This window comes from Saccharopolyspora phatthalungensis, from assembly GCF_014203395.1.
GTDB classification, from domain to species: Bacteria; Actinomycetota; Actinomycetes; order Mycobacteriales; family Pseudonocardiaceae; genus Saccharopolyspora; species Saccharopolyspora phatthalungensis.
This window is the reverse complement of record NZ_JACHIW010000002.1, coordinates 1,586,890-1,611,261: the sequence shown is the minus strand read 5'-3', so window position 1 is coordinate 1,611,261 and position 24,372 is coordinate 1,586,890. Positions and strand designations below refer to the sequence as shown.

At 66.1% G+C, this 24,372-nt stretch carries 19 protein-coding genes and 2 pseudogenes; 6 read left to right on the top strand and 15 right to left on the bottom strand.

Annotated features, from left to right (window positions below; genetic code table 11):
* Window positions 1-3: 3 nt before the first annotated feature.
* From BJ970_RS33190 to BJ970_RS33180, 3 genes are read right to left on the bottom strand one after another with little or no spacing between them, the layout of a single operon-like run.
* Complete coding sequence (locus BJ970_RS33190) at window positions 4-2,973, bottom strand: FAD-binding and (Fe-S)-binding domain-containing protein (protein ID WP_184731590.1); 2,970 nt, start codon at window positions 2,971-2,973, stop codon at window positions 4-6.
* Between the two features lie 13 nt (window positions 2,974-2,986).
* On the bottom strand, window positions 2,987-4,090 hold the full coding sequence (locus BJ970_RS33185) for an enolase C-terminal domain-like protein (RefSeq protein ID WP_184731588.1): 1,104 nt from the start codon (window positions 4,088-4,090) through the stop codon (window positions 2,987-2,989).
* On the bottom strand, window positions 4,087-5,883 hold the full coding sequence (locus BJ970_RS33180; RefSeq protein ID WP_184731586.1) for a thiamine pyrophosphate-requiring protein: 1,797 nt from the start codon (window positions 5,881-5,883) through the stop codon (window positions 4,087-4,089). The genes BJ970_RS33185 and BJ970_RS33180 overlap by 4 nt, the downstream gene beginning before the upstream one ends.
* A gap of 237 nt (window positions 5,884-6,120) precedes the next feature.
* Between BJ970_RS33180 and BJ970_RS33175 the strand changes: the two are divergent.
* Window positions 6,121-6,406: pseudogene (locus BJ970_RS33175) on the top strand (WhiB family transcriptional regulator).
* Window positions 6,407-6,544: 138 nt separating this feature from the next.
* On the opposite strand, the gene BJ970_RS39755 reads toward BJ970_RS33175, so the two are convergent.
* Entirely contained in the window at window positions 6,545-6,766 is a 222-nt protein-coding gene (locus BJ970_RS39755; RefSeq protein WP_184731584.1) for a hypothetical protein, read from the bottom strand.
* A 307-nt stretch (window positions 6,767-7,073) separates the two neighbouring features.
* Here BJ970_RS39755 and BJ970_RS33165 point away from each other — a divergent pair, with 307 nt between their 5' ends.
* Window positions 7,074-7,292 (top strand): hypothetical protein, encoded by a 219-nt coding sequence (locus BJ970_RS33165; RefSeq protein WP_184731582.1) that lies wholly within the window; start codon window positions 7,074-7,076, stop codon window positions 7,290-7,292.
* Between the two features lie 1,003 nt (window positions 7,293-8,295).
* Window positions 8,296-8,499, top strand: coding sequence for a hypothetical protein (locus BJ970_RS33160; protein ID WP_184731580.1), 204 nt, complete (start codon window positions 8,296-8,298; stop codon window positions 8,497-8,499).
* A gap of 1,241 nt (window positions 8,500-9,740) precedes the next feature.
* Here BJ970_RS33160 and BJ970_RS33155 read toward each other — a convergent pair.
* The 3 genes from BJ970_RS33155 to tal form a co-directional block, all read right to left on the bottom strand.
* Window positions 9,741-11,678 (bottom strand): aconitate hydratase, encoded by a 1,938-nt coding sequence (locus tag BJ970_RS33155; RefSeq protein WP_184731578.1) that lies wholly within the window; start codon window positions 11,676-11,678, stop codon window positions 9,741-9,743.
* Between the two features lie 252 nt (window positions 11,679-11,930).
* Window positions 11,931-12,602, bottom strand: a complete 672-nt coding sequence (locus BJ970_RS33150) for a UdgX family uracil-DNA binding protein (protein WP_184731577.1) — start codon at window positions 12,600-12,602, stop codon at window positions 11,931-11,933.
* 62 nt (window positions 12,603-12,664) lie between these two features.
* The gene (gene tal, locus BJ970_RS33145) at window positions 12,665-13,768 is read right to left on the bottom strand and encodes a transaldolase (protein ID WP_184731575.1); all 1,104 of its coding nucleotides are present in this window, start codon (window positions 13,766-13,768) and stop codon (window positions 12,665-12,667) included.
* A gap of 293 nt (window positions 13,769-14,061) precedes the next feature.
* Here tal and BJ970_RS39750 point away from each other — a divergent pair, with 293 nt between their 5' ends.
* Window positions 14,062-14,274: a DUF2188 domain-containing protein gene (locus tag BJ970_RS39750; protein WP_184731573.1), complete on the top strand. Its 213-nt coding sequence runs from the start codon at window positions 14,062-14,064 to the stop codon at window positions 14,272-14,274.
* Window positions 14,275-14,283: 9 nt separating this feature from the next.
* Here the strand turns inward: BJ970_RS39750 and BJ970_RS33135 are convergent, their stop codons facing one another.
* Entirely contained in the window at window positions 14,284-14,853 is a 570-nt protein-coding gene (locus tag BJ970_RS33135; RefSeq protein WP_184731571.1) for a LysR family transcriptional regulator, read from the bottom strand.
* Between the two features lie 73 nt (window positions 14,854-14,926).
* Here BJ970_RS33135 and BJ970_RS33130 point away from each other — a divergent pair, with 73 nt between their 5' ends.
* On the top strand, window positions 14,927-15,874 hold the full coding sequence (locus BJ970_RS33130; RefSeq protein ID WP_312864591.1) for a DMT family transporter: 948 nt from the start codon (window positions 14,927-14,929) through the stop codon (window positions 15,872-15,874).
* 348 nt (window positions 15,875-16,222) lie between these two features.
* A complete protein-coding gene (locus BJ970_RS38510; RefSeq protein ID WP_246471933.1) occupies window positions 16,223-17,158 on the top strand; it encodes a 3-methyl-L-tyrosine peroxygenase-related protein in 936 nt (311 codons plus the stop codon).
* Window positions 17,159-17,166: 8 nt separating this feature from the next.
* On the opposite strand, the gene BJ970_RS37365 is transcribed toward BJ970_RS38510, so the two are convergent.
* The 7 genes and pseudogenes from BJ970_RS37365 to BJ970_RS33085 all read right to left on the bottom strand — a co-directional run bounded on the left by BJ970_RS37365 (window position 17,167) and on the right by BJ970_RS33085 (window position 24,349).
* Window positions 17,167-17,424 (bottom strand): hypothetical protein, encoded by a 258-nt coding sequence (locus tag BJ970_RS37365; protein ID WP_221468355.1) that lies wholly within the window; start codon window positions 17,422-17,424, stop codon window positions 17,167-17,169.
* 191 nt (window positions 17,425-17,615) lie between these two features.
* Window positions 17,616-18,686: a lysylphosphatidylglycerol synthase transmembrane domain-containing protein gene (locus BJ970_RS33115; RefSeq protein ID WP_184731569.1), complete on the bottom strand. Its 1,071-nt coding sequence runs from the start codon at window positions 18,684-18,686 to the stop codon at window positions 17,616-17,618.
* 419 nt (window positions 18,687-19,105) lie between these two features.
* A complete protein-coding gene (locus tag BJ970_RS33110) occupies window positions 19,106-19,429 on the bottom strand; it encodes a YchJ family protein (RefSeq protein ID WP_312864590.1) in 324 nt (107 codons plus the stop codon).
* A gap of 270 nt (window positions 19,430-19,699) precedes the next feature.
* Window positions 19,700-20,698 (bottom strand): aldo/keto reductase, encoded by a 999-nt coding sequence (locus BJ970_RS33105; RefSeq protein ID WP_312864589.1) that lies wholly within the window; start codon window positions 20,696-20,698, stop codon window positions 19,700-19,702.
* A 402-nt stretch (window positions 20,699-21,100) separates the two neighbouring features.
* A pseudogene (locus BJ970_RS38505) lies at window positions 21,101-22,708 on the bottom strand (TIGR04141 family sporadically distributed protein).
* A gap of 209 nt (window positions 22,709-22,917) precedes the next feature.
* Window positions 22,918-23,070 (bottom strand): hypothetical protein, encoded by a 153-nt coding sequence (locus BJ970_RS33090; protein ID WP_184731562.1) that lies wholly within the window; start codon window positions 23,068-23,070, stop codon window positions 22,918-22,920.
* 97 nt (window positions 23,071-23,167) lie between these two features.
* Entirely contained in the window at window positions 23,168-24,349 is a 1,182-nt protein-coding gene (locus BJ970_RS33085; RefSeq protein ID WP_184731560.1) for a hypothetical protein, read from the bottom strand.
* Window positions 24,350-24,372: the final 23 nt, after the last annotated feature.

Below are 24,372 nucleotides of genomic sequence, written 5' to 3'. Positions count from 1 at the left end.
CTTTCACCTGCCTCCCATCCGATTCTTTCCCAACTCCCCGGCCGCAGCGGACGGGAGCGCGCAGCGCAGCAGTTCGGCGAGATGCAGCGGATGCCGCTGCCGTTCGGCGTGCTCGATCTGCGTGCGACAGCTGAATCCGTCGGCGAGCACCGCTGTGTCGTCCGGCGCTACTCGCAGGGCGGGCAGCAGGACCCGTTCGGCGCACGCCATCGACACCTCGTAGTGGCCGCGCTCGAACCCGAAGTTGCCGGCGAGGCCGCAGCAGCCGGAGTCGAGGACATCGGCCTCGATGCCGGCGCGGCGCATCAGCTCGGTGTCGGCATCGAATCCCAGCACCGCGTACTGGTGGCAGTGCCGCTGCACGACGGCCCGCCCGCCCACTCGCGGTGGCCGCCAGCCGGGTGCGCGATCCCGGATCGCCTCGGCGAAGGTGACGAACTGGTCGCGCATCCGCTGCGCATCCTCGTCATGCGGCAGCAGCTCACGGCTGTCGGACCGGAACACCGCGGCGCACGACGGCTCCAGCCCGACGATCGGCGTTCCGGACTCCAACCACGGCCGCAACAGCCGCAAGGTGCGCCGCAGCACGCGTTTCGCGATGCCGAGCTGTCCGGTCGAGAGCCAGGTCAACCCGCAGCACATCGGCTGGGTAGGAACCGCGACCCGCAATCCGGCGTCTTCGAGCACATCCACGGCCGCACGCGCGATCTGCGGGTCGAAGTGGTTGGTGAACGTGTCCGGCCACAGCACGACCGCGTTGCTCTCACCGGGTCGTGGCGGCGGGGGTCCGTGGCGGTGGCGCCACTGCCGCTGGAAGCTCGCCGCGGCGAAGCGCGGAGGGGTGCGCTGCGGCGCGATGCCGGCGAGTCGTTTCCCCGCTTCGGCCAGCACCGGGACCCGCAGCGCCGCGTTGACCGCGTGCGGAGCCGCTGCGGCCAGTTGCGCGATCGCGGGTAGCCATCCCAGCGAGTAGTGCGCCGCCGGGCGCAGGCGATGGCGGTAGTGCTGGGCGAGGAATTCCGCTTTGTAAGTCGCCATGTCCACGCCGACCGGGCAGTCGGACTTACATCCCTTACACGCCAGGCACAAGTCCAGCGCATCGCGCACCGCGGTGGAGCGCCATCCGTCGCGCACCGGTGAATCCGGGTGCCCCTGCAGCATCTCGAACAGCAACCGGGCCCGCCCGCGGGTGGAATGTTCCTCCTCTCGCGTCACCATGTAGGAGGGGCACATCACGCCGCCCGTGGCGCGCCGGCAATTGCCGATCCCGACGCAGCGGGACGCGGCCTGGGCGAAGCTGCCGTCGTCATCGGGAAACCCGAGGAAGGCCCGGTTCGTCGAAGGCCGGTAGTCGGCACCGAGCCGGAGGTTCTGGTCGACACGGTGCGCGGCCACGACCTTGCCCGGATTCATCCGGTTCCGCGGGTCAAAAGCCGCTTTGACCTCCTCGAAGGCGGTCACGATGGACCGGCCGAACATCCGCTGGAGCAGTTCCCCGCGCGCCTGCCCGTCCCCGTGCTCGCCGGAGAGCGATCCGCCGTGGGATGTGACGAGGTCGGCCGCGCTGAACAGGAAGTCCCGAAAGGTGGCCACCCCGGGGCCGCTCTTGAGCCGGAACGGCATCCTGATGTGCACGCAACCATGCCCGAAGTGGCCGTAGAGGGCCGGGCGTTCGTAGCCGTAGCGCTGGAACAGCGCGAGCAGGTCGCGAAGGTAGTCGCCGAGCACATTCGGCGACACGGCCGAATCCTCCCAGCCTTCCCAGCTTTCCGGCATGTCCGGCGGATGCGCGGTGACTCCCAGCCCGGCCTCGCGGGCCTTCAGCATCTGCTGCTCCTGCTCGGGATCGTCGGAGACAGCGACGTCGTCGTCCGAGGTCGACTTCCCCAGCGCGGCAAGCAACGCGTGCAGTTGGGCGTCGGCTTCCTGGGTGGTGCCACCGCCGAACTGGACCATCAACCAGCTGTTGCCCCGCGGCAACATCGCGACCGAATCGAGGAACTGGCCCTCCTCCCGCATGAAGTGCACCAATTCGCCGCCGATGGCTTCCAGCTGCATCGGCCGGCAATGCGCCAGGATCCCCGGCACCGCGTCGGCGGCCGCGGCGATGTCGTCGTAGCCGAGCGCGAGCATGGCGGCAGCGGGCACCACGGGCACCAATTCGATCTCGGCGCGGAGCACGGTGGCCAACGTGCCCTCGCTGCCGACCACGAGCCCGGCTAGGTCGAACTCCGCACCGAGCAGCGAATCCAGGTTGTAGCCGGAGACCCGCCTCGGGATGTCCGGGTAGCGTTCGCCGATCTCCTCGGCGTGGCGGTCGCGCACCCGGCGCAAGCGGTCGCACAGCGCCCCGAGATCCCCGCCTGCGTCGATGCGGTCGGCCAGTTCTTCCTCCGTCCATTTCCCCACCCAGGCGCGGGTGCCGTCGTAGGTGAGGATCTCCAGCCGGACCACGTTGTCTACGGTCTTGCCGTAGTGCTGCGCACTGGCCCCGCAGGAGTTGTTGCCCACCATCCCACCGATCGTGCAATGGCTGTGCGTGGCCGGTTGCGGCCCGAACTTCAGCCCGTGCTCCGCGAGTCGGCGGTTGAGATCGTCCAGCACGATGCCGGGCTCAACGACACAGGTCCGCGCTCGCGGGTCGACCGAAACGAGCTTGTTGCAGTATTTGCTCCAGTCCAGGACGACTGCGGCGTTCGTGCACTGGCCCCCGAGGCTCGTGCCGCCGCCTCGGGACAGCAGCGGCGCGTTGTGGCGGCGGCAGACCGCTACCGCGCGTGCCCCCGCCTCCACCGTGCGCGGCACAACGACGCCGATGGGCACCTGGCGGTAGTTCGACGCGTCCGTCGAATACGCGCCGCGGGTGCCCGCGTCGAAGCGCACCTCGCCATCGACCTCCGCGCGCAGATCGCCTTCCAGCGCTTCGACGTCCACTTGAGACGGTTCGGCCGTCCGCGCATGAGCTCTTGCCATCTTCTCCTCCCGTTCAGGCGATCCGAAAGGCTTCGGCGTCGGCTTCCTTGAACGTCATGCCGTGTCCGGGGAGGGAGAGCTCGGCGCGCACCCGCCCACCCGTCGGATCGAGTACCCCGTCGAAGAACATCCGCTCGATCCGGTCGTGGTCGTGGAACCACTCCAGGTGCCGCAGGTTCGGCGTGGCCAGCGCGACGTGCGCGGCCAGGTTCTGCGCGCAGTGCCCGGAGATCTCCCGGTTGCGGGCCGCCGCCAACGCGGCGGCCCGCAACCATTCCCCGAAGCCGCCGCAGCGGGTGACGTCCACCTGCAAGCAGTCCACCGCCTCAAGCATGGCTTCGAAGTACGGCAGGTGGTATCCGTACTCACCGGCGGCGACGTCCGCGCCCACCAATTCCCGAACCCGGCGCAATCCGCTGAGGTCGTCGCTGGAAACGGGCTCCTCAAACCACGACACGCGGCGCTCGTCGAGCCGGTGACCGACCCGCACCGCCTGGCCCGGCCCGTAGGCGCCGTTGGCGTCCACGTAGAGCTCGACCTCCGGGCCGACCACCTCGCGCGCGAGATCGACCCGCCGGAGGTCGCGATCGACCCTGGTTCCCCAGTCCTGCCCGATCTTGATCTTCACCGCCGGCAACCGCAGGCCGTGGACCCACCGCTGCAGTTGCGCCCGCTGCTGCCGCTCGTCGTAGGTGGTGAAACCACCGCTGCCGTAGACCGGGACGACATCCCGCACCCGACCGAGCAACCGGCAGAGCGGCAGGCCCACCAGACGGGCGGCGGCGTCCCACAACGCGATCTCTACTGCCGACATCGCGCACGACACCAGGCCCGGGCGCCCGAGGTTGCGAACCGCCTGCTGCATCGCCTGCCACGCGGCCGGGACGTCGAGCCCGTCGCGGCCTTCGACGGCGGAGCCCAGGATCCCGTGCACGAGCTCGACACCCGCGACGTCGGTGTAGGTCCAGCCCAGCCCGACCACGTCACCGACCTCGGCGCGCACCACCACGATCGTCGTGGCCGACCAGGCCAACGTGCCATCGCCCTCGTCGGCATCGGTCGGCACCCGGTACGCGCTCGCCCGCACCGGCCCGATCCGGGCTTCGGTGGCGCTCATTGCCGCTTGTGGCCGCCCGGCAGGAATTCCTGAACCTTGGACTTCACGCCCTCGCGGACCACCGACCAGGCTTCGGGATCCCCCTTGAGCAGCGAGCTGGTCACCTTCTCCAACTGGTCGAGGTCTGCCCGCGGCGGGATCGGCGGCACCGTCGGATCGGTGACGAACTCCAGCACGCACGGCCGGTCGGCGGCCAAGGCCTGCCGCCACGCCTCGTGGATCCGCGCGGGATCGTCGACCTTCGCCGCCCGCAGGCCGAGCTGTTCGGCCACCGCCGCGTAGCCGACGTCCGGAAGACGCTGCGAGGGAATGAACTGTGGTGCGCCGCTCATCGCCCGCAACTCCCAGGTGACCTGGTTGAGATCGCCGTTGTTGAGTACCGCGACCACCACCCGCGGATCGCTCCACTCCCGCCAGTAGTGCGCCAGGGTGATCAGTTCGTTAAGGCCGTTCATCTGCATGGCACCGTCGCCGACCAGCGCGATCACCGGCCGATCCGGGTGCGCGAACTTCGCCCCCGTGGCGTAGGGGACCCCGGGGCCCATCGTGGCCAGCGTCCCCGATAGCGAGGACCGCATGCCGGCGCGGATCTTGAGGTGGCGGGCGTACCAGTTCGCCGCCGAACCGGAATCCGAGGTCAGGATGACGTCATCGGGCAGCTGCGGCGAAAGCTCGTGGAACACCCGCTCCGGGTTGACCGGGACCGCCTCGACGTGGGCGCGCCGGTCCATGACCTCCCACCATTCGCGCACGCTTTCCTCGGTGCTCGCGCGCCAGGACCGGTCCTGCTTGCGCCGCAACAGCGGCAGCAGCGCGCTCAGGGTCCGCTTGGCGTCGCCTAGCAGGTTGACCTCGAACGGATAGCGCATGCCGATGCGGTTCGGGTCGATGTCGATCTGGACCCCGCGCGCGTGCCCGAACTCGGGCAGGAACTGGCTGTACGGAAAGCTCGACCCGACCACCAGCAGCGTGTCGCAATCGCGCATGAGCTGGTACGACGGTTTCGTCCCCAGCAGCCCGGCCGCCCCGGTGACGAACGGCAGGTCGTCGGGCAGCACGTCCTTGCCGAGCAATGCCTTCGCCACGCCCGCACCGAGTATCTCGGCGGTCGCCACGACCTCGTCGGCGGCGTCGCGCGCGCCTTGGCCGATCATGATCGCCACGCGCTCACCCGCATTCAGCACGTCGGCCGCCGTGCGCAGGCTCGCCTCATCCGGCAGGAGCGAGGAACCGGACATCCCGATGCTGGAGGGGACCATCTTGAACTCGTGCTTCGGCGGCGTGTACTCCAGCGCCTGCACGTCGCCGGGAACGATCACCGCCGTCACAGTGCTGCGCGCCTGGGCGGTGCGCATCGCCCGGTCCAGCACGTTGGGCAACTGCTCGGGCACCGTGACCATGCCGAGGTACTCGCTCGCGACGTCCTTGTACAGCGACATCAGGTCGACTTCCTGCTGGTACGCGCCGCCCAAGGCCGAACGGGCGGTCTGCCCGACGATGGCCACCACCGGTACCCCGTCGAGCTTGGCGTCGTAGAGGCCGTTGAGCAGGTGAATCGCGCCCGGCCCCGAGGTGGCGGCGCATACCCCGATTCGACCGGAGAACTTCGCATACCCGACCGCTTCGAACGCCGACAGCTCCTCGTGCCGAGACTGCACGAAACGCGGTCGATCACCGGCCCGGTCCCACGCCGCCAACATCCCGTTGATCCCGTCGCCGGCGTAGGCGAAAACGTGCTCGACGCCCCATTCCCGCAGGCGGGACAAGATTCGATCCGCGACCAACTCCGCCACGACGCGCACCTCCTCGAGTCGTTGGTGTCCAGGCACCAACCGCCAGGCAACAACCTCCCGTTCGCCTACCCGCAGCCCCAGCCCGCTAACCCCGCCAAGCGCTCGGGCCGAGGCGGTGAGCCCGTGACGTTGATCACCGTGGGCGGGTGATCTCTGCTCGACGAGAGGTGTATCGGGGTCCCGTTCCGGGTAGATCGACTAGAGACAGCCGAACGCAGGGAACCGGAGGTGGTAGCAGTGGCAGCAACGACTCGCTTGCCCAAGCCGGTGAGCGATGCCTGGCATTGGCAGCTCGACGCGGCGTGCCGGGATGTGAGCACGAGCCGGTTCTTCCATCCGGAGAATGAACGCGGCAGCGCTCGCGACAACCGCGAACGGCGAGCGAAGCTCATCTGCCGCCAGTGTCCCGGTCATGCGGCAATGCCGTGCCCACGCGCTGAAGGCCCGCGAACCCTACGGCGTCTGGGGCGGTTTGGGCGAACGCGAGCGGCGGGAGCTCATCGCCACCGGTCGGACCGTCTAGTGCCTCATCGAGGAACCTTGGTTGGGGTATAGATCACCTCGGGCGTCCAATACCGCACTGTCCGGTTCTCCCGGGGAAATCGTTGTGTCGCCGCCAGCTCCGCACCAGGACCGCCGATTTCGCGATGGTCCAACGGATTCAGGCGCGAGAGGCAAGCAGCGGGATCACGCCGCCTGCCAGCACAGCATCGACCTGGCGCGGTGAGAGTCGGTGCCGCACTCGGATGGAGCGGTTGCGGGTGGTGTTGCGCACGTCGAGTTCGTTACCGGCCGACAGTGCGCCGGGCAGGTCGTCGAAGAGGAGGGAGTCGTCGACTCCGATGCCCGCGTAGTCGTCGGGGTCGCAGAACTCCAGCGGCACGATGCCGAAGTTGGCGAGGTTCTGCCAGTGGATGAACCCTGGCCGTAGTTCTGCCCGCCGATCACGACGTGGCCGCCGGGGTGGCCCCGGGCGCGGCGAGGGTAGTCGGCGTCGATCCGCGTGAAGGTGAACTCGGCCAGCGCCGGGATGTTCGAGCGCAGCGGCAAAGCGCTGGCACCGGCCGGGGAGATCTCACCCGACCGCCGGAACAACACAACACAAACCGTGGAACTCACACCACACGTAATCGACCAAATCCCGATGGCACTCCACATGCTACGGATGATGCACTGGAAGGAAAACATCCATGTTAAAGCGTGTACCCGCCGGAACCGTACGACTCCAATTCAAGCGCTACCTGTTCAACAATGGACACGAATACCACGACCGGATCACCCGCCACGTACTACACCGCGTTGACGGACAGTGGACGTGCCGCAGCTGCACGTTCAGCGTGGCCGAACAGCGCTACCTCACCTGGCAAGGAGTCATCGAGGATCACCGAAGACACAACGGCAAAACCTGAGACCCTCGCCCACGTCAGAGGGACGGCAAAGCCAAGCCGAGACATTTCGAACCTCAGACACAGGGATGCCCCTCCGGTACGCCGTACCGGAGGGGCACCATCATGCTAGAGGTCGAACGCCCCTGCCTCACCGCACTACCACAAGCGCACAACCGTTTGCGCAGATCATCCGGTAACCTTTAGCCTCATGATCTACGGAGATCCGACGTGTCTCGGCAGGAGAAACGAGTTGATTAGCAAGCTGCGTAAGCAAGCGGAGGGGTGGTCGCATTTAGCCAACGACGGTCTTTCTCGGGCGGCTGACGAGGGGGCTAGCAATCTTGAGGCTGGGCACTCATCCGTACGGGTAGGGCACACGATTTACATCGTGACAGAGTGATCGCTCCGCGCTAATCTGCGGTCGAACCCCCGCCACAGGGGCGGGGGGACGGCATTAGGACAACTACATGAAAACCCAAGCGGACTGCCGTAACTGGCAGAGAACGTCGCTTGACTTGCAGCCCGAGATTGGGCCGAGGTCTCGCGACAGAAGACCCGTGCCAATCTGCGGGCTTACTCATTATTGGCCCTCACGGGTGACCGAGCCGCACGAGTGATTAGCCCGCACCGGGGAATTCGACGCGAAACGGCGTCGTAAGAGGCGGGCGTGGGATGAGATGCGGAAGCGCCGTAGGCGGGTGTACCTGTGACGGACACCCCTGACCCGCACATCAGAACGTCCATGAGCCCGGCCGCCAATCTCGCGGAAGCGCTCCGGCAGGCTCAATAAAATGTCGATCGGTAGGACAACTACATGAAAACCCAAGCGGACTGCCGTAACTGGCAGAGAACGTCGCTTGACTTGCAGCCCGAGATTGGGCCGAGGTCTCGCGACAGAAGACCCGGACCGGTCTACGGGCTTACTCATGATTAGCCCGTACGCGTGGATTCGACGCTGGATGAAAAGGCGTCGGAAGAGGCGGGCGTGGGATGAGATGCGGAAGCGCCGTAAGCGGGTGTACCTATGACGGACACTGGCCCGCAGTTCATCGGAAAGCCCATGAGTCCGCCGGCTAATCTCGCGGTCGCGCTTCGGCAGGCTCAATGGGATCTCGAACGGGTTGCTTTCGCGATGCCTCGCGGGGAAATCTCGAAAGAGGAAATTCTCAAGCTGGCTGACAGCATCACTGAACTGGCCGATCGGCTTCGAATGCATCCGCCTTCGTGACCCGCTCGGGCGGACCTCTCGTGTGCTTAGGACGCAATTAACGCGAAATGTGGGCAAGGGTCCCCGGTAGCGCGTATCTACCGGGGACCGTCAAGGAACTTACCGCATACGCGGTTTGACGATTGAATGGGGATGGAAGTTGTCCAAACAGACGTTCATACCCGGCGTGTATCAGTGCTCTGCTGATTGCTGCCTGTTTACCCACAAGGACCGGGCGGCGGTAGCTCAGCACGAATACGGGGCACACGGTCCCGTGGCGGAGGAACCGGCGACTATTGAACGAGACGAACGCGACGGGAGGTTTTGCAATGAACACCGGGTCGCCCCTCTCCATCACAGAAATCACCACCACGTTCACACCCGTTCGGTGTGCTGACTGCCTGGTAAATTGGCATAGCTGGTCAGCCGTGCAAGCCGAGACGTTCGCCGCAGTTCTCACACGGTGGCATTGCGCCTGCTCTTACTGCTACTGCGACGCTAGGAAAGTCAAAGTGAGCCTGAAAGAGCGTTCCCGTGGCTGGCGGCTCCTCCGCCGTATCCAACGCGGATTGGAGCGGCTCTAGACGCGGGCCGGTGCCGGGCACGAGATACAGTGCCCCCCGACCCGGCATCGGCCCGTTCGCGGCCGGTTGGCGTCCTTCCCTCTCCTGGCGTCAACCGGCCGCTTCCAATTCAATCGAGAGGCTTGGAGAAATAGCCAAAGTAATGACCGATCGGGTTGACGGCGTGAAGCACGGATCACAAGCGACGTATAAAAAGTATGGTTGTAGATGCACTGAATGCAGTGCAAGGATGGCAGAGTATAGCCGAGCTTGGCGGCAAAAGAAGCGCCGAACTCCTTTGCCGAATGATAAGCATGGAACCGTCACCGGGTACACCCACGGTTGTCGTTGTTCTCTCTGTTCAAAGGCCCGACGAGATTACGAAAGAGAGCAGAAAGCAAAGCTCCGCCTCAAGCCTGCACCTAAAGATAAGCACGGAAGAGCGAGCACCTACAAATACTATGGATGCCGCTGCGATGACTGCGCTGCGGCGCAACGTGAATATCAAAGGCTAGCGAGAGCTCGGCGCAAAGCGAGAGCTCGCCGCAGGGCTTGACCCAGATGCAGCGATGCCCTGTTTTGATCAAGACCATTAGTCGGCAGGGGCCGCGAGATCGGCCACTGCTTCATAGCCCATTTCGTGCGAAATCGCCGCCAGCTCCGCACCAGGACCGCCGATTTCGCGATGGTCCAACGGATTCAGGCGCGAGAGGCAAGCAGCGGGATCACGCCGCCTGCCAGCACAGCATCGAGCTGGCGCGGTGAGAGTCGGTGCCGCACTCGGATGGACCGGTTGCGGGTGGTGTTGCGCACGTCGAGTTCGTTACCGGCCGACAGTGCGTCGGGCAGGTCGTCGAAGAGGAGGGAGTCGTCGACTCCGATGCCCGCGTAGTCGTCGGGGTCGCAGAACTCCAGCGGCACGATGCCGAAGTTGGCGAGGTTCTGCCAGTGGATTCGCGCGAAGGACTTCGCGATCACGACTCGCAGACCGAGGTAGCGGGGCGTGATCGCGGCGTGCTCGCGCGACGAACCCTGGCCGTAGTTCTGCCCGCCGATCACGACATGGCCGCCGGGGTGGCCCCGGGCGCGGCGAGGGTAGTCGGCGTCGATCCGCGTGAAGGTGAACTCGGCCAGCGCCGGGATGTTCGAGCGCAGCGGCAAAGCGCTGGCACCGGCCGGGGAGATCTCGTCGGTCGAGACGTTGTCTCCCGTCTTGAGCAGGACCGGTGCCGCCAACCTGTCGGGCAGTGGCGGGAAGTCCGGCAGGGCAGAGATGTTAGGTCCCTTGATCAGTTCCAGCGTCTCCGCCTGTTGCGCCGGGAGAGGGGGGACGAGCATTGCGGTGTTGACCGAAGCCTTCTCCGGCAGCGCGAGCTCCGGGGGATCCCGGTCGAGGTCGCGCGGGTCCGTGATCACGCCGGCGAGCGCCGAGGCCGCTGCTGTCTCGGGGGAGCACAGCCACACTGAATCCTCAGGCGTACCTGAGCGGCCCGGGAAGTTCCGCGGAAAAGTGCGCAGCGAGTTCTTGCCCACCGCGGGCGCCTGCCCCATGCCGATACACCCCATGCAGCCGGACTGGTGGATGCGCGCGCCGGCCGCGATCAGGTCGAATGTGGCGCCCATGCGGGTCAGGTCTTCGAGGATTTCCCGGGAGCTGGGGTTGATGTCGAAGCTGACCGAAGGGTCCGTCTGGCGGCCGCGGACGATTGCGGCGGCGATGGCGAAATCTCGCAGACCAGGGTTGGCCGACGAGCCAATGACGACCTGGCTGACATCGGTCCCGGCGACTTCGCGTACCGGAACCACGTTGTCCGGCGCCGAAGGGCGGGCGATCAGCGGTTCCAGCTCGCTGAGGTTGATGTGGTCTTCGACGTCATAGGACGCGTCGGTGTCGGCGGACAAGGGCGTGAAGTCGTCCTCGCGGCCTTCGGCGCGCAGGAAGTCGCGGACCTCGGCGTCGGCGGGGAAAACCGTGGTGGTCGCGCCGAGCTCGGCGCCCATGTTGGCAATGACATGCCGGTCCATCGCGGAGAGCCCGGCCAGCCCGGGTCCGTAGTACTCGATGATGCGGTTGACCCCGCCAGCGACCCCGTGCTGGCGCAGCATTTCCAGGATCACGTCCTTCGCCGAGACCCATGGCGGCAGCTCCCCGGTCAGGCGCACCCCCCAGATCTCGGGCATCCGGATCCGCAACGGCTGGCCGGCGATCGCTAGCGCCACTTCCAGGCCCCCGACGCCGACGGCGAGCATTCCCAACGAGCCGGCGGCGCAGGTGTGCGAGTCGGAGCCGACCATGGTCTTGCCCGGCGTACCGAAACGCTGCATGTGGGTGGGGTGCGAGACTCCGTTGCCTGGCTTGGAAAACCAGAGGCCGTAGCGCTGGCTGGCCGAACGGAGGAAGTCGTGGTCCTCGGCGTTCTTCTCGTCCGTCTGCAGCAGGTTGTGGTCCACGTATTGCACGCTGGTCTCGGTGCGGGCACTCGTCAGCCCGAGTGCTTCGAGTTCTTGCATGACCAGCGTGCCGGTGGCGTCCTGCGTCAACGTCTGGTCGATGGCGATCGCCACGTTCGAACCGGGCGATAGATCGCCGTCGACCAGGTGGGAGGCAATGAGCTTGTGGGCGAGGTTGCGAGCCATCAACATCTCCCTCCTGGCATGGCCGCGCACCACCACGTGCTACCCGGCGTGTCGATCTGCAAAACGTTTCCTTCGCACATGTCCTGCGGCCGATGAGCTGACACAAGCCCGTATGCCCGTCGACGGCGACCAACTCGTCGGCATTGCCAGCCTCTCCGACGTAGCAAAGCCGCTTCCGCACAGGGAGGTCGGCAAGCCGTTGGACGCGCTGTCGTCGGACTGAGCCTTTTCCGGGGCCTCGCGCCGTGCGCGCTACCGCTTTGCTCGTGGTCCTCGGCTGTTCAGGAGTTCCGCCACGACCTCGATGTCGGCGAGCAACCCTTGGTAGGCCGCGTGCCGGTCTGGGGCCCGCACCACCGCAGAGGGGTGCGTTGTGGCCAGCACCGAACGAGGCCGCTGCCGTCCGAGTTCGGCGATTTCCGGGAAGTCGAGGACGATGCCGCGACTCTTGGTGATGCGGAAGCTGTTGCCCAGCAAGGCCTTCGCTGCCGTTGCCCCGAGGCAGACCACGATTTCGGGCCGCACTATGCGGAGTTCGGCCGTCAGCCACGGTCGGCAGGCGCGCACTTCCGCGTCGCTCGGCTTCTTGTGGATACGCCGCTTTCCTCGTTCCGGCAATACGAATTTGAAATGTTTCACCGCATTGGTCAGGTACGCCTCGTCACGCGGGATCCCGGCATCGTGGAGCACGCGGTCGAGCACGCCGCCCGCGGGGCCGACGAAGGGCTCGCCCTCCTGGTCCTCGCGGTCTCCGGGTTGCTCACCGATGAACATCAGCGGCGCCGGGCACGGCCCCGCACCGAACACGGTCTGGGTCGCGTCCTTGTAGAGGCCGCACCCGTGGCAGCCCTGGGCCGCCCGCTGGAGAGCGTTCAAGCCTCCGCGAGCAGGAACGAACGGTTCAGCCGTTGATTCGGGTGCCATCGCTGCTCCTGAGCACTGGCTGCAGCCTACCTGCTTGCGGTACCGATTACCTCGGTCAGCGTCTACAGCCGTATCAGTTCATCGCGCTTGTGCGTGATCTTGTCGAACAACTTCCGGAAGGACGCGGCGAATTTGTCTACTCCCTCACGTTCCAGCACTGCGGTCACGTCGTCGTAGTCGACACCAGCCGCGGCGAACCGGTCAAAAATGCGGCGGGCCTCATCCACATCACGCTCCAGAGTGTCCGCGACCTGGCCGTGGTCCAGAAAGCTCTGCAGTGTCTCCCTCGTCATGGTGTTCACCGTCTGGGGGCCGATCAGCTCCTCGACGTAACGAACGTCGCGGTACTGCGGGTTCTTCACTGAGGTGGAGGCCCAAAGACAGCGCTGCGCAACCGCGCCTGCGGCAGCGAGTTCCTCCCACTCTTCGCCTGCGAACAACTCCTTGTAGGTCTGGTAAGCGAGCTTGGCGTTCGCGATCGCGAGCGTGCCCTTGAGCTCGTCATGCCCACCGATGGTGTCGAGCCGGCGGTCGGCTTCGGTATCCACTCGCGATACGAAGTACGAGGCCACGGAGGCGACAGACCGCGGTTCTCCGCCGCCGTCGCGGAGTCGCCGCAATCCCCGCAGGTATGCCTCGGCGGCGGCGCGGTGCCGCTGCAGGGAGAACAGCAGCGTCACATTAACCGGAATTCCGCTGGCGATGGATTCCTCGATCGCTGGCAGGCCGGCCTGGGTACCGGGGATCTTCACGAACAGATTCGGCCGATCGATCATGCGGTGCAGGCGCGCGGCCTCGGCGATGGTGGCTTGCGTGTCGTTCGCCAGCGTGGGGTCGACTTCCAAGGAGACCCATCCGTCTCGTCTGTCCTCGCTGCGGTCGAAGAGCGGGCGGAGCACGTCACACGCGGACCGGATGTCCTCACGTGCGAGGACGTAGAAAACCTCCTTGGGGTCGGTTTCGGTGGCTAGCACGTCGCGCAGCTGCTCGTCGTAGCGGCCGCCTTCCGCGATAGCGCCGTGGAAGATTGTCGGATTGGAGGTCACCCCGGCCAACCCTTGCTCAACGAGGCGACTTAGGTCGCCGTCGCGGACGAAAGGCCGGGACAAGTAGTCCACCCAGGCGCTCTGTCCATGGTTTGCCAACGTCTGCAGCGGTGTATTCACGCCATCTCCTGTAGGACTCATAACAGCGTGCTACCCGGAAGATCGGCAGAAGACACCTGACCCGCTATCGCTACCAGCGGAGGAGCGTACTGGGGTCTGAGCTACGTTTGTTGCTGATGAGGCTTGTGTGTCGCCCGTCGATGACTGGCGGGCACCGAAGGCCATGTTTGCCACCGCAGCGATCCGTGGAGCCACCGACTCATCCGGATGCGGCGTGTGTTCGGTGCACCGCATCCGGGTACGCCTCCAGCGTCCCAGAGATTAGCGTCCCAGAGATTTTTGCGGAGGACATCGTGACCGAGCGTCATGTGGTACCCGACCACGGCGGAGGCGGCTGGAAGGTCATTGGGTCGAGCACGGGCGCCACGGAGTCTCGCACCACGACCCAGGCCGGAGCTATCGCCGACGCCGAGTACGAAGTCCGGCGTGCTGGCGGCGGCGAAGTGCTCATCCACGGTCTTGACGGCAAAGTCAACGACAAGCGCAAGGTGGAACCCGGCACTTGAGCTGAGTAGTCACCAGGCCTCGCGCCCGGCCAACCGGTGGTCCGCGGGGAGGACGAGTCGGGCTTGCTCGGTGTGCAACCGAGTGACGTGCGCACTGCGCGGGATGGTCGAGGGCTGGTCGTGCCATGACTCCGCGACGACCATGTCCAGCCCGTCCTCGTGTAGTGCGCGCAGGTGGTCGACGGTCTCGCCGTCACGCAGGCACATGCGAACTTGTGGATGTCGGTGCGCGTAGTCGCGAAGCCGACCGAGCAGGAATCCCCTGATGGCGGAGGAGATCGCGCCGATGCGCACGGTCCCGCGCAACTCGTCGCCGTGGCCGGCCAATTCTCTTTCAGCCTGCTCCACCACCCGCGTCACGGTCCGGGCGTGCCCCGCGAGGACGTGGCCAGCGTCGGTCAGCCGCAGCCGCCGGCCCACCCGCTCGACCAGTACCGAGCCGACCTCTGCCTCAAGCCGCCTCAGGTGCTGCGACACAGCTGGCCCTGTCATCTGCAAGCTGCGGGCGGCCGCGACGACCGATCCGGTGCGCGCGACCGCGTCGAACACGCGCAAACGGTGCCAAGTCCAGTTGTTCATGTACTTCTGCTTAGCAGTACCCGGTACCCACGCGACCTGGACTCGCCGTGGATCACCTGTCCAAACTAGTGTTGTGTCGGTCAAAAACCAGCAGATGTCGATCGCCGGATTCTCGCCGCCCGCCGACGGAACGGGCAGGTGGGGACCCGTTTTGCTGGTACTCGGTGGCGCGGGTTGTCTTTCCGCGTCCGCGGTGCTGGTCAAGGTCGCCGCCGTGGACCCAGCCACATCGGCGTTCCTGCGGTGTGCGATCGCGGTCCTCGTGCTTGCGCCTCTGGCTTGGCGCGAATGCCAACGGGCCGGCCAGTTGTCCCGCCGCGGGATCGTGGTGGCCGTTGTAGCCGGTGCGGCACTGGGCGCCGATTACATGATGTGGACTCGCAGCATCTTCGATGTCGGTGCGGGAGCGGCCACGGTGCTGATCAACGTGCAGGTGCTCGTACTTCCGTTGCTGGGCCTGGTGATCGACCGCGAGCGCCCGACACGTCGATTCGTCTTGGCCTGCCCGGTGATGATCCTCGGGATCGTCCTCATCAGCGGAGTGCTGGAAAAGGGCAACACGGCACCGCATGCCGTGCTGGGCACCGTCTTCGGCGTCATGGCCGGCGTCGCTTATGCGCTGTATCTGTACCTGACCCGCCAACAGGCCCGAGCCGAACCAGGGCACACCGTGGCCCCGCTCGCCGTAGCGACCGCGAGCGCCGCCGCCACGTCCGTGGCGCTCTCCCCGTTGAGCAGTGGTATTCACCTCGCGTCGATCTCGCCGCCGTCGTGGCTGGCCATGATTGGGCTTGCGGTGTTGGGCCAGGTGTTCGCGTGGATTCTTGTCAACTCGGGGTCACCACACCTGCCCGCCAACCAGACCGCGGCGCTGCTGCTGACCCAACCGGTGGCGGCCGTCCTGCTCAGCCTGATCGTTCTCGCGGAGGTGCCGTCAGCGCTTGAGGTGAGCGGCATAGCTTTGGTGCTTTTGGCGGTGGCTGTCGCGAATCGGGTGTGGCGTAGCCGAAACAAGACATAGGCTCTGTGTGCCACGCTGGGTACTGGGGGAAGTTCGAATTGAACACTAAGGACAGTGCGGATCTGATACGTACGATCGCGTTACCGGATGACGGTCGCGCGCTGACACGTGAATTCGACGCCGGCCACTCTGACGGCGCCGTCCGCATCGGTCGTGGTGAAGACCTGGCCGTTTGGTGGGGCATGGGTGGGGCGGCGGGATGCTGGAAACTGGGCCACTGCCTATACCATGACTTGCTACGGCATGGTTTTGGTGCTTTTTGGCTGTAGTTGTCGCATATCGGGTTTGGTGGGTAGGAATAAGATATAGACTCTGTGTTTCACGTTGAGTACTTGGGGGAAGTTCGAATTGAACACTGAGCACAGTACGGATCTGATAAGTACGATCGCATTACGGAATGACGGTCGCGCGCCGACCGGTGAATTCGATACCGCCGATTCCCGCCACTACGACGACTATTTCCGTATCGACCGCGGCGAAGACCCGGCCGTCTGGTGGGGCGGCGCACAGCGGGTGGCCTGGATGGTGGTGTACGACCTGCACGACGCGGGTCTGCACGAGAACCACCGCGCCGACCTGCTGGCCGGGATCAGCCGGCTGCTGCTGGCCAGCACCTCGGCCCCGGGCCACAGTGGACCACCGTTACCAGCACCGCTGGAATCGTACGGAAAGAGCGGGACGGCGGCCCGGCGCTGGAAACTGGGCCACCACCTTTTCCATCACGTGCTGTCGCTGATGAACTCTCGCGCGGATGGGATCGTCGCCGCGGTGGCGAAGCCGGACTGGGACACCGCACGCGCGCTTGTGGACGAGCTGACCGTGCTCATACACGCCACTGAGCTGAAGGCACCGCGGGCCGCGGATGGGCTGGAAATGTCCACTGTGGATAGTGTGTATGTTCCCGGCGGCTATGCGCCGATGGCGCAGCTGCACGACCACATCGCAGTGGCGACCCTGCTGGGCGCGGCGGTCGAGAAGAACGCTCCGATCGCCACGGTCTGCCACGGCGCCGCCGCTCTGCTGGCGCTCAACGGCGTTCCCGGCACGACCTGGCCGTTTGCCGGGCAGGTGCTCACCGGGTTCTCCGACGCCGAAGAGGACCTGCTGGGCAACACCGCGAAACTGGCGTGGACGCTGGAGCAGTCGCTTGTCGCGGCCGGAGCCGAATACCGTTGCGCTGCCCCATGGTCCGAGCACGTCAGGGAGCAACCGGGGCTCGTCACCGGTCAAAACCCCGCTTCGAGCATGGCAGTCGCCAAGGCCCTTCTGAAGCAGATCGGCTGACCGGATCCCTACCATCCGGCCGACGACCGCGAGTCCGACACGGAACAGCGCGTCGGATTCGCGGTCTTGGGCACGATTCGCACCGATGTGATCGGCCCGCGGGCGGCGCCGAGGCCGACGGACCCGGCGTGCTCACAAGTGCGCGGCGTCGACGCGAGCCGGTCGAACGCCCGGAACAGCCCGGGCGCGTTGTCGAGCCCGCCATGATGGGTCACGACCATGCCGGGACGTGCCCGCCCGGACAGGACCAGGTCGCGCAGCAACACCGTGTACCGGCGATCATGCGTGCGAGGCTCGTGACTCCGCTTGCCCTAGCACGCAACAAGAGTAGGAAGCGCGGCGGACGCACGCTTGCCGAAGGCCCCGAGCGCGGCCGCACGCCGCAAGCCCAGCCGGTGGCCCTGCAACGAAATCAGCCGAAAACCTCCGGCGACGCCCGCGCCCAACCATGCGCGCCTTACGCCTCGCCGTATTCGGCGGAATGACGATGCATGGCGACGGGACCGGTGTGAATCCGCATCACGTAGACCACCCAGCCCACCAATGCCAGCGCCAGCCAACTGATGCCACGGTAGACCAGCGCGCTGGCCGCTGCGGGGGCGGCGGCGATGCCCGCGGCGACCATGACGCCGAGCAGTCCGGCCGACGCCAGGCCCGCCCCGCCAGGAAAGATCTGGAGCGCGATGCTGCCCTGGACGATCAGGAACCCCAGCACGAGCACACTCAACGGCACCGGCGAGCCCACGGCGGCCACGGCCGCGATCAACGTGAGGAAGTCCAGCACCCAGCTTGTGATTACCAGGCCCCCCAGCAGCAGCCAGCGGCGGCCGTTGGGCCGAAGCATCGCGATTCGAGCAGACAGGCGGCGGGCACTCTCCTCGGCTCGCCGCGTCCACGTGACCCGGCATGCCCGACACAGCCCCGGTATATGGCTACTGGCCACCAGTATTACCTGCATGGCCCGCTGTAGCACCGCAGGATGGGTCAGCACCATCCAGCAACCGGCCGCCCCCACCACGATCACCGCGACACCCGCAACCACCACGATCATCGGGACGTGCACAGCCCAGCCAAGCCCCAGGACTGCCAGCGCGAGCAACGCCACCGTATCCAGCACCCCCGCGACGAAGACCGCCCACGAGGCCAGCGGCGCATCGACCCGCTGCTGCCGCAACTGGTCGATCGCGTAGGCCAACGCACCCGCACCGCCGACCACCGGCACCGTGTTCGAGATCGCGTTCTGAGCAAAGGTAATGCCCTGGATGGTCGGAACCGACAGCCGCGCCCCACCGACCATCAGCAGCTGCCGGTGCATCTCTCCATACAGGGCCAGCCCACCCAAGCCCGCCACGACCGCGAGCACCATCCAGGGCCACCGCAGGTGCGCCAACGGCTCACCGGCCATGACCACGTCGTGCGACAGCCCGGGTGCCTGCGTAGCCAGGGCGGCCAGGGCCACGGCGGCGACCGCCCAGTGCAGGATGGGCTTCCAGTGCGCCCGCAGTACCGCGCCCGACTTAGTGATCAAACTTGGCCACCTCACGCCCGTCCCTCCCCGAGATTGAGCGCGAGCAGCCCGACCACATCCGGTCGGCTCCACACGGCGATTACCGGAAGGGCATATCAGTGGCGATTCTAGCCGCCCACGCATACCAGGCAGTCCGACAGAAGAGTCCTCGATGCAGACACCGGTGGCGTCGTGACCGTGGCTGGATTGCCGCCGGCTCAGCCTGCCGACCGCCTCGCAGCGCTCGAAGCTGGGCCGCTAGCTGGTTCTCGGTGTTCTTGCCGGACTGGCGTTCGATTCCCTGGGCTGAGTGCACAGCCCGCTGCTGCTCGCTGTGACGCTGTCGGCGACGTCGCTGGGGTTGGTTGTCCCGGTGCTCATCAATGCCGGCCAGCGTTTCCTCAACCGCATCCTCTCCACCGGCTGGCCCTGCAGTCTGGTCAGTTGTGGTCGCCGTCGACGTAGAACCAGGTCTTGTTGGTGCGCGTGAAGCGGCTGTGCTCGGTGATTGTCCCCGCTTTACCGTGCAGCCGGTAGTGAGCCCGGAAACGTACGGTGCCTTCGCTGTCGAATGGTCCGCCGCCGGTGCGGTCGAGGACGTCGAGCCGGACCCAGCTCTGCTCGGGGACGAGGCGGAGCTCGGTTGGACGGGTTGCGGGATGCCAGGTCTTGAGCAGGTATGCGGCATCGCCGACGGCAAACGCCGAGTAGCGCGAACGCATGAGTTGTTCAGCCGTGGCCGCTTGACGCTTGCCGGCGTGCACAGGGGCGCAGCAATCGATGAACGGCTCGCCGAGTCCACACGGGCATAGATGGGACGCGCTCACCCGGGAAGTTTCTCATCCGTGTCGCCCACGGAAGCGCCCGCCCCGCTCACCGCGTCAGGTGTTCCAGGTACTCCTGCGTTTCGACGTCGGGGGAGTACACGCAAATTCCGCTCATTCCAGTCGTCCGGATCGGACATCGTGGGCAAACCCTGAGCGCGGTCCGCCGAGGCGAACAGCGCTCAGGGGTCGCGGCTATCGTTGTGCGGGTCAGCGGCCGTTCATGTGCATGAGCTGTTCTGGGTAGCGCAGGCCCTTGGTAATGCCCGGGGGCAGCGCGGCGTCGAGCAACGCCAGGTCATCAGCGCCGAGTTCGAGCGAGGCCGCGCCCAGGTTCTCCTCCAGGGTGACGCGGCGCTTGGTGCCCGGGATCGGGACGACGTCGTCGCCCTTGGCCAGCAGCCACGCCAGGCACACCTGCGCCGGTGTGGCCTCCAGCCGGGCTGCCACCTCGGTGACGGTTGCCGCGGCGGCGGTGTTGGCGGTGAAGTTCTCCCCCTGGCAGCGGGGATCCCACTTCCGGTAGTCGTCGTACTCCTCGGCGGGCTTGGCGGTGCCGGTAAGAAAGCCGCGGCCCAGCGGCGAGTAGGGAACCAGGCCGATGCCCAGTTCCACCAGGGTCGGCAGTATCTCCTCCTCGATGTGGCGTTCCCACAACGAATACTCGGTCTGCAGCGCCAATACCGGCTGCACCGTGTGCGCCCGGCGGATGGTGGTCGCAGCGGCCTCGGACAGGCCGAAGTACCGCACCTTGCCCTCGGCGATCAGCTCGCCGACGGTGCCCGCCACGTCCTCGATCGGCACCTCGAGGTCGACACGGTGCTGCGATAGCAGGTCGATACGGTCGGTACCCAGGCGCCCGAGCATCCCATCCACGGCCTCGCGGATGTGCGCGGGCCTGCTGTTCAGCGCGCCGCGAGTGCCGTCCGGGCCGTACTCCCAGCCGAACTTGGTGGAAATGAACGCCTCGTCTCGCCTGCCGCGCAGCGCCGCGCCGAGCAGCTCCTCGTTGACGAACGGTCCGTAAGACTCGGCGGTGTCGAAGAACGTGCAACCCAGGTCGAGGGCGCGGTGGATGGTCGCGGTGGACTCCGCGTCGTCCGGGATGCCATAGGCATGGCTCATTCCCATGCAGCCCAGGCCGAGCGCGGACACGGTCGGGCCCCCGGCGCCCAGGACGCGGGTGGGCAGAGTCGTGCTGGCGGACACGCAAAACACCTCTCTCAGTGCTGAATGCCACCCGATGGGCCCGTGCCGAGGCGGCGATCGGGCCAGAAGTGCCATCGGCGGGGTGGCGGAGACTCCCTACACCGCAGCAGAAGAGCGACCGTGAAGATACGGAACGATCTCCACGGTTGTCAACGGAAGGAACCCGTTATGGCGGCCATCCCGCCGAAGAAGCAGGCAGCGGCGGTATCGGCCCATGACGGCCACTTGCCGTGATCGCCGAGGGAAAGGATCACGCCGTGGAGGACAGCACCACCGCATCGGGCGCGTCCGCAGGATCCGCGAGCACTATTGACAATCGGGGATTCGGAGATCTGGACCAGATCGATGAGGCCGTTAAGTTCGCGCTGTACCTGGTCGTCGGTGTAGGTGGTGTTCGTCCCATCACAATGCCGTGCTTTCGAGTTCCGCGAGGGACCTGACCTTGATGCCGACGACCTCTACCTGAACTCCCCACGATTCCAGCTCCTTCACCGTCTCGGCCAGTGTGACCTGGGAGAACGCAAAGAGCGAGTTTGTGGTGAGCTCCATGCCGTGTTTAAGGAGGATCGCGAACACCAGTCTGGTCGGCTTGAAGTCCGCCGAGATGATGCGTCGCCCGGCCACCTCGGCGACCTTGTTGGCGAACCGCTCGCGGACATCGGGGTTGTTCATGAGCATCCGCACGGCGACCTGCGCTTGGCTGAACAAGTGGCTGAGTGCGTCGGACCGATTCGCCCGCTTGACCAAGATCAAGGTGCCGTCCTCGGCCAGCAAATCGCAAATCTCCAGTGAATCCGGAGATTTGAGCGGGTTGGGGACATTTCTCTTGTCGAGGCAAACATAACCCTGGTCGGGACATTCGCGCGGAACGCGCAGGTTGTAGTCGCCTTCGTCCTGCCCAGGCTCCCACGGCGGCAGCTCCACCGAGGCCGTCGGTCTGATCACCCTGGTCACCGTGCGGGTGATCTCAGGGAGAAATCGCTCGCCGATCTCGTACCAGCGCCCATCCGCCAGGTGGAACTGGCGGGAGCCGATCGACAGATTCGCCTCCAGCCAGCGGGGCACGCCAATGGTTGCCAGCTTGTCCGCGGCACGCACTTCGTGGTGCCGGTACAGTTCGACCTTTCCCTCGCACAGTGCCTTCCACCGCCCGCCCGCGCGCTGGTCGCTTGCCCTGCGTAGCACGTAGTCCAGATCGAATTCCTCGGACTCCTTTCCTTCCGTGCTGTTGATCCTGATCCGGTACAGCCGTGCGGACGCTCAGGAATCGAGATGGTCGATGGGGACGGCAGCCGTGACCTGTCCGCGCGTCGGGTCGCGGAGCACGTCGTCCAGCGCCTCGTCGAGCGTATTCATGGTCGCCTTGTTGCGCACCGGCTTCACGCGTTCGACGAACTCCAGATCCGGGTGCGGGCGGTGCTCCTGGCACACACGGGCGACCTCCCGGATGTCGGCGACCAGATCGTGGGGTTCGATGCCCAGTTGGATCAACAGGCCGCTTCCGCCATCGGCCTTGGTGACCTGGCTCTTGCCGAACCTGGTCCGGGTGAGGTCGATGTCCGCGATCGCACCGGCCACCTTGTGGACGATTCGCAGATATTCCTTGATGTCGAGCATACTCACCGACATGCCGCCGGGAATCATGGTGATGTCGGTACGCCCTTGTCCCAGGACCTTCGACGTGATGCCGCAGACCGAGTCGGGATCGACCGCGCGCAGCGCGAATGTCAGCCCGAAGTCTTTGTCCTTCAGGTGATCCGGGATCAAACGGAATCCTTGGTCGTAGCCGATCGCGTAGACCTCGCCGTCGACGGCGAGTACGAGCAGCCCGGCAGATCGCCAGGTCGGCTCGGACACTTCGAACCCGGAGGTTCGACGAAGTTCTTCGCACCAGGGCGCTTCCTCCCGGATCATGCCGCCGTGGGCGATCAACGCCTCGATTCCGAGCCCGGTGAGATTGGGCGCGTCGTTGATGTCGCCACCGATCTTGTCGACCTGCGCGAGATCCACCGCGTCGTACAGCCGGGCTGGATCTACACCTACCAGGCGGTACAGCGTGTGCTTGGACGTTCGTCGCGCCAAGGATCCTCCAAAAAGGTCATTCACGGATCGGGGTAGCGGAGATGTCAGGTGAATGCCTCATCTGGGCAAGCTGATTAGGCGAATGAGGTATTTACCTCGGGTGCTGTCCCGCTGCGGGGTGGGTGGAGCCCGGCAGGTCAGCGGCTGCCGATCACTGTCACGTCTTGACAACCGCTGGTGAGCGACCGCCGGGTGGAGTTCAGCAGCTCGTCGAGCAACCGCAGGTACGGATCCAGCTGCGCCAGTGGGCACCGCGGCGGTTCCGATGAGGTGTCCGTTTTCGCGTTCATGGCTGCCGGAGATTAGCCGTGCTACGAACGCGAAATCCACCGAAAAGGGGCTTGCGGACCTTTCTGTCCCGAGGCTGTCCACCGGACACCGGATCTGTCAGGTGCCCGTTCCGCCGCTCTCCGCGAGCCGGTCGATTTGTTCGGCCAGATCGTCTCGGCCGGCTTCGATGACCAGTGCGCGCAACCGGCTCGCATCCAGATCCGGGAACTCCAGCTGTGCGCTGAGCTGCCGGAGCATTTCGGGGAATTCGGCCGGGCGGTACCGCAGCCGAAGCAGCCACGTCTCCGTTCGTGCCAGCAACGCGCGCCGCCGGACATCGGCGTCCTCGCACCACACCCGCACGACCACGCTCCAGAGGTCGATGAACGAGCCCACGGTGGAGACCTTGCGCGTCCCGATGGGTTCGAAATCCTCGGTTTGCAGGTCAACGTGCCACGATCCGTCGGGGAACCGCATCGGATCGCGATCGGCCAACTGTTGGTTAGTCAACCACCGGTTGATTCGCCGTTCCTGGTCCACGACCGGGGAAGTCGACTGCTGCAGGGCCATGGCGATATCCGGGGTGCCGGTACACAGATCGCTGAGGCCTTCGTCGAACTCCCCGCCCGTGTCGGCGCCGTAGGCGAGGTGGCGGATGTGCCCCCCACGCGCCATCGCGCGGACAACGTAGATTCGGAGGAACACGTATTCCGGCCGGACGTCCTGCGGGTTCTCAACGGTGTGGGGGAGGTTGAATTCCTCCCGGTCATCGCGGTGCGCCAGGTTCTCCAACGCTTCCCGACGGAACTGGTGCAACGAGGTCAGCAGCTGGAACCGGTTGTCCGCGGCGTTCTCGGCGAGCGCTTCGGCCCGGTTCAGCAACGCCGTCGACTCCCCGTAGTGGCGCCGGTGCAGCGGTTCACACCGGTAGGCGTCGAAGTAGAGCTTTCGCCGATCCTCCCGCCGGATCTCGTAGCAGGTGTCATCGCGCAGCGATTCCCGTGCTAGGGCGGTGAGTTCGAGCGCATCGCTGTGTGCGCGCAGGTGACCGATGCCGCGTAGCACGCGGACCGCCCGGTCCACCAGAACCTGATCAAGCCTCAGGAAACCGGCGATTTCCGGCACCGTGGCGACCCCGGCTTCGGCGATGGTGCGTTCGATGAACTTGTCGATGAGGCCGTAGGGCCTGCCCGTTCTGGTGGTGGCCCGGACCTCCAGCTCGTGCACCGGCAGCAGCAGGGCGAACAGGCGGATCGGCTGGAATCCTTGCCGGAACGCCGCGTCCTCCAGCACTCGCATCGGCGTGAAATCGTTTCGCTGTG

Coding starts and splice junctions, on each gene's coding strand:
- BJ970_RS33190 (WP_184731590.1), bottom strand. CDS start 2,973: ATGGCAAGAGCTCATGCGCGGACGGCCGAACCGTCTCAAGTGGACGTC.
- BJ970_RS33185 (WP_184731588.1), bottom strand. CDS start 4,090: ATGAGCGCCACCGAAGCCCGGATCGGGCCGGTGCGGGCGAGCGCGTAC.
- BJ970_RS33165 (WP_184731582.1), top strand. CDS start 7,074: ATGTTAAAGCGTGTACCCGCCGGAACCGTACGACTCCAATTCAAGCGC.
- BJ970_RS33160 (WP_184731580.1), top strand. CDS start 8,296: ATGACGGACACTGGCCCGCAGTTCATCGGAAAGCCCATGAGTCCGCCG.
- BJ970_RS33155 (WP_184731578.1), bottom strand. CDS start 11,678: ATGGCTCGCAACCTCGCCCACAAGCTCATTGCCTCCCACCTGGTCGAC.
- BJ970_RS33150 (WP_184731577.1), bottom strand. CDS start 12,602: ATGGCACCCGAATCAACGGCTGAACCGTTCGTTCCTGCTCGCGGAGGC.
- BJ970_RS33135 (WP_184731571.1), bottom strand. CDS start 14,853: ATGAACAACTGGACTTGGCACCGTTTGCGCGTGTTCGACGCGGTCGCG.
- BJ970_RS33090 (WP_184731562.1), bottom strand. CDS start 23,070: ATGAACGCGAAAACGGACACCTCATCGGAACCGCCGCGGTGCCCACTG.
- BJ970_RS33085 (WP_184731560.1), bottom strand. CDS start 24,349: ATGCGAGTGCTGGAGGACGCGGCGTTCCGGCAAGGATTCCAGCCGATC.